Source organism: Flavobacterium sp. (assembly GCF_035760125.1).
GTDB lineage: Bacteria > Bacteroidota > Bacteroidia > Flavobacteriales > Flavobacteriaceae > Flavobacterium.
In genome coordinates this window covers 1-7,657 of record NZ_DASTTN010000364.1, presented here as the reverse complement: position 1 = coordinate 7,657, position 7,657 = coordinate 1, and the positions used below count along the sequence as shown (strand labels likewise).

At 32.2% G+C, this 7,657-nt stretch carries 8 protein-coding genes and 2 tRNA genes; 6 read left to right on the top strand and 4 right to left on the bottom strand.

Annotated features, from left to right (window positions below):
- From VFS71_RS13020 to VFS71_RS13000, 5 genes are all read left to right on the top strand, one after another.
- Positions 1-310 (top strand): hypothetical protein (locus tag VFS71_RS13020; RefSeq protein ID WP_326401730.1); only part of this gene is annotated, 310 nt, incomplete at its 5' end.
- 11 nt (positions 311-321) lie between these two features.
- Positions 322-1,731 carry a hypothetical protein gene (locus VFS71_RS13015; RefSeq protein ID WP_326401729.1) on the top strand — a complete coding sequence of 470 codons (1,410 nt, stop codon included), beginning with the start codon at positions 322-324 and terminating at the stop codon, positions 1,729-1,731.
- Between the two features lie 748 nt (positions 1,732-2,479).
- Entirely contained in the window at positions 2,480-3,295 is an 816-nt protein-coding gene (locus VFS71_RS13010; protein WP_326401727.1) for a DUF5694 domain-containing protein, read from the top strand.
- A 41-nt stretch (positions 3,296-3,336) separates the two neighbouring features.
- Positions 3,337-4,041: a DUF6090 family protein gene (locus VFS71_RS13005; protein WP_326401726.1), complete on the top strand. Its 705-nt coding sequence runs from the start codon at positions 3,337-3,339 to the stop codon at positions 4,039-4,041.
- A 12-nt stretch (positions 4,042-4,053) separates the two neighbouring features.
- Complete coding sequence (locus VFS71_RS13000) at positions 4,054-4,731, top strand: DUF6090 family protein (protein ID WP_326401725.1); 678 nt, start codon at positions 4,054-4,056, stop codon at positions 4,729-4,731.
- Positions 4,732-4,928: 197 nt separating this feature from the next.
- Here VFS71_RS13000 and VFS71_RS12995 read toward each other — a convergent pair whose 3' ends face one another.
- The 3 genes from VFS71_RS12995 to VFS71_RS12985 form a co-directional block, all read right to left on the bottom strand.
- The gene (locus tag VFS71_RS12995) at positions 4,929-5,627 is read right to left on the bottom strand and encodes a pseudouridine synthase (protein ID WP_326401724.1); all 699 of its coding nucleotides are present in this window, start codon (positions 5,625-5,627) and stop codon (positions 4,929-4,931) included.
- Positions 5,628-5,756: 129 nt separating this feature from the next.
- Positions 5,757-5,829, bottom strand: a tRNA-Met gene (locus VFS71_RS12990).
- A 35-nt stretch (positions 5,830-5,864) separates the two neighbouring features.
- Positions 5,865-5,937: transfer RNA gene (locus tag VFS71_RS12985), tRNA-Met, on the bottom strand.
- Between the two features lie 117 nt (positions 5,938-6,054).
- Between VFS71_RS12985 and era the strand changes: the two genes are divergently transcribed.
- A complete protein-coding gene (gene era / locus VFS71_RS12980) occupies positions 6,055-6,936 on the top strand; it encodes a GTPase Era (RefSeq protein WP_111411329.1) in 882 nt (293 codons plus the stop codon).
- Positions 6,937-7,200: 264 nt separating this feature from the next.
- Here the strand turns inward: era and VFS71_RS12975 are convergent.
- Positions 7,201-7,657: hypothetical protein (locus VFS71_RS12975; protein ID WP_326401723.1), on the bottom strand; the 457-nt coding region annotated here is incomplete at its 5' end.

The following is a 7,657-nucleotide window of genomic DNA, read 5'->3' as shown; positions in this document are numbered from 1 at the left end:
TTTGAAAAAATTAAGTCCTGAAAATCCGCAAATTAATGCCGCAGCTTTTACCGGAATGCAAAAAGGAATTGATATTTGGAGAGAAACCTTAACTAAGATTGATTTTAAAGATCCAAAAGCCGATTTTAACGCAAAAATTGCAAAGTTTATTTACTTCAATTTAATGAATTTAAATTTGGCATTAAATAAAAAACCTGAAGCAGAAAAAGTACTTAATGAGATGCAGGAAAATTTAATTTACATCAAGTTAAATTCAAGTGAGGAAACCGAATTAAAAGCCATCGAAAAGCAAATTTATAAAACGACTTAAAATCTAATACTATGAGAACAAAAATAATTGTACTCCTTCTTTTACTGCTATGTAATTCTGGATTTAGCCAGATTAGTAAAGAATACGGAACTAAATTTGACTACGATTCACGAGAAATAGATTTTAAAGTAGTTTTGGTTGATAACTACAATCATTATATGTCTTCTGTAATAAATGTGGACGGCGGAATGCAGTCAAGCAACAAAATTATTATTAGAAAATTTGATCAAAAAAATCAGTTAGTTGAGACCTTTACAGAAGAATTTCCATATAAAGACGCAATTACGCTTCATAATTATGTTGGAAGTTATGAGATTGGAAAAGAGAAGCTTATAATTTTAACGGATTGTTATTCAAATAAAACAAAAAAGAAAGAAATTCATCAAATTACATTTGATAAAAAAACGGGTTTATTTGATAAAAAAGTAATCGCCGAATATACTTTTGAAAGCCTTTCAAAATCTGGAACTACTTATGCAATGGTTTCACAAAACAAAAACTATTTCGGAATTGTTTATAGCAAATTTGCAAATAAGAAAATTGCAGAAGAACATCAATGTACTATTATAGATGGAAGAACAGGAGATTTACTTTGGCAAAAAGACGTTTCCTTTCCGTTATTGTCATTTACAGACGATGTAGTTTTAAGTGATAGCGGAAAAGTGATTTTCGTCAGAACAACTAAAGAAACCGGATCTCAAAACGTATTGGCCATAGCAGACGGAAATACTGTTGAAAACAAAGATTTTGGTAAAGAAGATGTGAAGATTAAGAAACCGCTTTCTTTTTCAGTAGGTCCTAACGAGTATCTGATCGCATTTAATAATTATGCACACGGAATAAATCGCGGAGAATTTGATAAAGTTCTTGTTTATGATTTAAATGCAGGTACGGTCTTGAAAAATAATCCTATAGAAAGTTTAAGAAATATTAAGGATTTAAAGAAAGTTAATTTCAATACTTTGTCTATACAAAATGATGAAATTAACTTATTTGTAGACTGTGACTTTCAAAGCGGAACAAAACCAGATCCTACCTTTCCAAATTCTACGTTCAAAGTTCCGGAATATTCAAACGGTTACCCAAGCTTACTAGTATTTAATATGAATGGGGAGCTGACAAGTACTGTGGATTATAAGGTACGACCAACCAGAGAAGGTTATAAATCAATTGGTGTGCAAAATATTAAAGGGAATTTTTTTGTAAATACATATGTAAACGGACAATATGAAGTTCCTGGAATTTACCGATTAAATAACGGTTCGATTGACAACAATCTTAGAATAAAATCTTTAGACGATGATGGAACAATAATTACAGGTTTTGTGAATTATTTACCGGAAGCTAAAAGATTAATTTTGGCGAAAACAGAAGGCAATAAACAAATGGTTTTTATCAATCTTTTGAATATTCAGCTGTAAAAAGTTAACTCAAAATAAAATTACTTTTATAATAGAAAGGCACTTGTTTACAGCAAGTGCCTTTTTTTATATTTATGCTTTCTGGCAAGATAGTAATTACTTTGAAGTGCAGCTGGTGCGAGTATCTCCCCCCGATTGCGAACTTACGAAGTAAATCCGCGATTATTTTTTCGTTGTCTTCTTTTGTTTCAATACTATTTTTCAAGTGCACTGAAAGAATAAAATGTTTTCCGTTGGGAAGTTTTATAATGCCAACATCATTCAATGCAACACGCAGATTTTCATCATTTGTTCCTTAAATTCCAGTTCTGTTATTTCTGGACGGGTCAAAGGCATAGATAAAGCATGGATAAAGCATAGATAGTGTATGAATAATGTATGAAAAAGGGGGAGAGTAATCTTTAGAAGTTTTTAAGGATGGTAAATTTAAACGAAAAAAGCTTCAGATTTCTCTGAAGCTTTTATCTTTATAGCGGGAAGCAGCCTAATTACAAAAATATAGCTTGACATTTTCTCTTCTTTTTGTTTGCATATCTACATTCATTTTATGTGTCAAAAATATCCTGTAAAATAAAGGTCTTTATGATGATTTATAATCGAAAAATTATATATTTGAAAATAAATGATGTGTAATACTTATCACACATATCTACACTAATTTGGGTTGCTTTGTGTGATTTTTGTTACCTGTGTAAATAAGTTGGTGGCAATTTTAGGGAACTACAATAATAAAAAATAAACTAAAAAAATGACTTTCATTAAAACCATTTCTACATTTTTAATTGCGCTTTTAATTGTAACAACAACTTTTGGACAAGAATCTAAACATAAAACTAAAATCTTATTAATCGGGACAATTCATTTTGAAACCCCACATACAGATAATTTTGAACTAAAAACGGACGATTTTTTAAGTGCTAAGCGACAAAGTGAATTAGAAGATTTAACTAATGTTTTGTCTCAAACAAAAGCGACTAAAGTAATGATTGAAAGGCCAGTTGAAAATCAACGTTCTAGCGATAGTTTGTATAATTTATATTTAACAGGCCATTATAAACTTACAGTTTCAGAAAGAGAACAAATTGGTTTTAGGTTAGGGAAAAAATTAAAATTAAATCAAATAAACTGTATAGACAAATTCTATGGAATGCACGATAGCTTAATGGCTGCAACCGCAAAAGAAAATAATCAACTTTATTTGCTAAAAGATTTAAGGGCCGAGGCAAAAGCAATGCTAAATGATTATGACAATAAATTGAAAAAAGGCACAATAACCGAAGTCTTAAAACACATAAATAAACCTGACGAATTAAAAAGAAATTTATCACTTTATCTAAAATTTATGGCAAAGATTGGAGCTGGTAAAAATTTTGCAGGAGCAGAAACTGTATCAGAGTGGTATTTAAGAAATCTTGCTATTTATTCAAATATAATTAATCAAATAAATACAAATGACAACTATGTTGTACTAATATTTGGACAAGGACATATTCCTATATTAAAACACCTACTGCAAAATAACGACGATTTTGAACTCGTTGAATTAAATAGCGTACTAAAATAAGCTTCCTCCAACAGCTAGAGTTCAAATTACAAAACTAAAATATGCAAGACGAAATAATAAAACACACAAAAAATATATATTCAGAGATGAACAATAAAAAACATTCTTTCAAAGAAAAAGTAAAAGAAATACTTACTGAAATTTTAATTATTGTATTTGCAGTTACACTTTCAATTTGGCTTCACTCCTGGAGCGAAGAGAGACATCAGCAGAAAGATGCACAAACATTTTTAATTGGGTTGAAAGAAGATTTACAAAATGACATTTCAAAATTGGAAGTGACAAAAAAAACATTTCATAAAACGCAACAACAAATTTTTTTTAATTTACATCTTACACAAAAAAAGATAGACAGTATTAAAGCGAATCATCAACAAATTAATTCAGGTACAAATTTCATTAATACAGTAGTAAATAATGGAAGATATGAAGGCTTTAAATCTAGTGGAAAAATAAATACCATAGAAAATCAAAATATAAGAAATAAGATTTTGAGTTATTATCAGCAAACTATTCCACAGATAGCGATTGTCGAAGATGAATACGAAAAACTCACTTCAAGATATATAGATTTATTAATAGATGGAAAAGAAGATGAAGATATCAATAAGGCTATATTGAAAGAGAAGACAAAGATTATTTTGTCGGGTATTGATAATTTTACCAAAGCTACCCAAAAAGATTATGAAGACGCTATTAAGCAAGCAAGAGAAATTATAAAAGAAATTGACGACAAGAATAAATAAAAAACCGAAAAAATGCAAGACGAAATTATAAAGCATACTGAAAAAATTGTAAAAACAGCTAAAGGAAGAAATACTCTTGGCGAAAAAATTAAAGAAATTCTTGTTGAAATTGTGGTTATTGTTTTTGCGGTTACTATTTCTATTTGGTTTCATAGTATGAGCGAAGAACATCATCAAAGAGAAGAGGCAAAAGAATTTTTAACAGATTTGAATCAGGATTTGAATCAGGATATACTGCTTATGGAAACTTATTCAACAAGGCTGAAAAGTTTTAATAGAAATTTAGAAAGAATTAATCAATATAAATCAAATTATGCAGCATTTAAAAAATTAAAAATCAATCCTTTACCGCCATTTATCAATAGGGAAACGTCTACTGGTGAATATGACGGTTTTAAGTCCAGCGGAAAAATAGGCTATATAGAAAATAAAAAATTGAAATCATCAATTCTTAAATACTATCAACAAAACATGCTTAGATTAGCTAATGCCGAAAAATTCTTTGGTAATTTATCTGTTGAAACATCATTAAGAATCACTGATAAAGGCATGGAATCTGTAATTGATAACTCAAACATTACAAGATTAAATATATTAGGAGGAATTTCAACCGAAATTGTACAAGTGTATGACCAACAAATAAAAACAGCTAAAGAAATAATTAAAGAAATAGAAAAAGAAACTAAATAAAAAGACATCCGGCGTTACAAAGTCTTCTTATGAAAAGCTGTGCGAATGTCTCCTGACTTCACCTCACAATCTAAATCAAATATTCTATAAACTAAAAAAGCTTCAGAGAAATCTGAAGCTTTTTTAGTAAAGGAAACAGGACTCGAACCTGTGTCCGCCGTGGCGGATATGAGCCCGATGATTTACAAATTATTATTCTATTGATACTTACTCAAATCTAGATTAAGAATAGTACCTACTCTGCTAAACTCTTCATTAATCTTTGCATTCAAGATTAGTTGTTCATTTTTTATTGGATGATTAAAAATTAACTGATGTGCATGAAGCATCATTCCTTTCAGATCATAATTCTCCAGCCATAATTTATTTTGTTTGTTACAACCATGTGGGCGACTTCCTAAAATGGGATGAAAAATATGTTTGAAATGTTTTCGTAATTGATGCATACGTCCAGTTTCAGGAATCGCTTCTACCAAACAATATCGCGACGTTGGTTGATTGTTAAATTCTAACTCGACTTCGGCATTTTGCAAACGATGAAAGTATGTTATCGCATTTTGTTTAATGTCATCATCATTGGTTAAATCATAATCAATCGTTAGTTCTTCGGGTGACCAACCACGTAAAATTGCTAAATACTTTTTTTCGACTTCGCGTGTGGCAAAACGATCATTCATAATTTTTAAAATCTCTTTATCTAACGCAAATAATAAGATACCAGAAGTTTTTCGGTCTAACCGATGAATAGGATAAACGTGTTGCCCTCCTATTTGATTTCTCAATTCTTGAATAGCATAAACTTTTGCATCGCGCGCATAAAATGATTTGTGAACCAACAATCCACTTGGTTTATTAATTGCTATAATATATTCATCTTGGTAAAGGATTTCTAACATTTCAATGTTCTTTTATACTGTTGATTATGTTACCCTGCTGGCGCGAGCGTCCCGCTCGTGAACACAAAGAGACGTTGAGAAAGATGGTTAAAAAGAAAAAAGCTTCAGATTTCTCTGAAGCTTTTCTAGTAGCGGGAACAGGACTCGAACCTGTGACCTTCGGGTTATGAGCCCGACGAGCTGCCTACTGCTCTATCCCGCGATGTGCGTTTTGTAATCTCAATAAGGCTACCTTAGTAGCGGGAACAGGACTCGAACCTGTGACCTTCGGGTTATGAGCCCGACGAGCTGCCTACTGCTCTATCCCGCGTTGTTTCGGGTGCAAAGATACGCCGAATTTTGATAAATCCAATGAAAACTTTAAAAAATGTTTTATTTCCTGTATTGACTTGATATGACTACCTTTGCAGCATAAATTATAGAAGAAATGTCACATAAAGCAGGTTTTGTAAACATCATAGGGAATCCAAACGTTGGGAAATCAACGTTAATGAACGCCTTTGTTGGAGAAAGGTTATCAATTATTACGTCAAAAGCACAAACAACACGTCATAGGATTCTTGGAATTGTAAACGGGGAAGATTTTCAAATGATTTTGTCGGATACACCTGGTATCATCAAACCGGCCTACGAAATGCAGGAATCGATGATGAACTTTGTGAAGTCTGCTTTTGAAGATGCCGATGTTTTGATATATATGGTAGAGATTGGTGAGCAAGAATTGAAAGACGAAGCTTTTTTTAATAAAATTATCCATTCTAAAATTCCGGTTTTGTTATTATTAAACAAAATTGACAATTCGAATCAAGCTCAGTTGGAAGAACAAGTAGCTTTTTGGACCGCCAAAGTCCCGAATGCTGAAATTTATCCAATATCTGCTTTGCAGAATTTTAATGTTCCCGAAGTTTTTCAAAGGATTATTTCATTATTGCCTGAATCGCCAGCGTATTATCCAAAAGATCAATTGACGGACAAGCCGGAGCGTTTCTTTGTAAACGAAACAATCCGTGAAAAAATATTATTGAACTACAGTAAGGAAATTCCATACGCAGTGGAAATCGTAACCGAAGAATTTTTCGAAGATGAGAATATCATCCGTATTCGTTCTTTGATTATGGTGGAACGTGATACCCAAAAAGGAATCGTTATTGGTCATAAAGGTGCTGCTTTGAAAAAAGTAGGAATGGATGCCCGTGTGGATTTGGAGAAATTCTTCGGGAAGCAAATCCATATTGAATTGTACGTGAAAGTGAATAAAAACTGGAGAAGCAACGCAAATATGTTGAAGCGTTTTGGATATAATCAGTAAAGGAAAGTGATTAGTGAGGAGTAATTAGGGAATAGCTTTTTGACTCAGTATCAGTTTTCAGTGAAATAAAATAAATATAAAATCAGTATTGGAATTTGTTCTAATGCTGATTTTTTTTAGCCCAGATCGAAATGGAAACCCCACAGTGAAAAAAGGTTGTTGTTCCTGTGGTTGCTGAGCGACTGAAAGAAGCTCGTGCAAGCGCATTGGAACAACTCCTTTTTTGAACGAGGAGTTGCAATGGAGAGCTGGATTAGCTGCTAATTATTCGGATTCTATGATTTCTAGAAATATTTTTTCAATATCGTCCATTTGTTTTTCTCCGTTGCTTCGGATTTGCTTGGCGATGACGTAGAGTAGGAACCAAGCGAAAACCATGAGGGACATTACGATGAAATCAGCTGTTGTGGATGCTTTTAGAATGTAATGAGAGTAGGCGATACCGCAAAAGATGATAAATGTTCCCGCTATCATGAAATGTAAAAACATGAAGAATGTCCATAAGTCGGGATCGGGTCCAAACAATCCCCTAATGTGGGTTTGATTATCGCCTTTGGATTCCATTTCGAGATGCAAATGGGGTGACCAATAGGCTTTTTTGATGCCTTTGATGTTAATCCAAATGTGGTATTCTTTTATTTTTAAAATGAAATCCGGAGAATTCGTAGTGGTGAAATGGATGAATTTTTGACGCAGGGAATCGATGTCCTGATTGACTTCT

Excerpts from the sequence above, each read along its gene's own strand:
- VFS71_RS13005 (WP_326401726.1), top strand. The coding sequence starts at position 3,337 with ATGCAAGACGAAATAATAAAACACACAAAAAATATATATTCAGAGATG.
- VFS71_RS12995 (WP_326401724.1), bottom strand. The coding sequence starts at position 5,627 with ATGTTAGAAATCCTTTACCAAGATGAATATATTATAGCAATTAATAAA.
- VFS71_RS13015 (WP_326401729.1), top strand. The coding sequence starts at position 322 with ATGAGAACAAAAATAATTGTACTCCTTCTTTTACTGCTATGTAATTCT.
- VFS71_RS13000 (WP_326401725.1), top strand. The coding sequence starts at position 4,054 with ATGCAAGACGAAATTATAAAGCATACTGAAAAAATTGTAAAAACAGCT.
- VFS71_RS13010 (WP_326401727.1), top strand. The coding sequence starts at position 2,480 with ATGACTTTCATTAAAACCATTTCTACATTTTTAATTGCGCTTTTAATT.
- era (WP_111411329.1), top strand. The coding sequence starts at position 6,055 with ATGTCACATAAAGCAGGTTTTGTAAACATCATAGGGAATCCAAACGTT.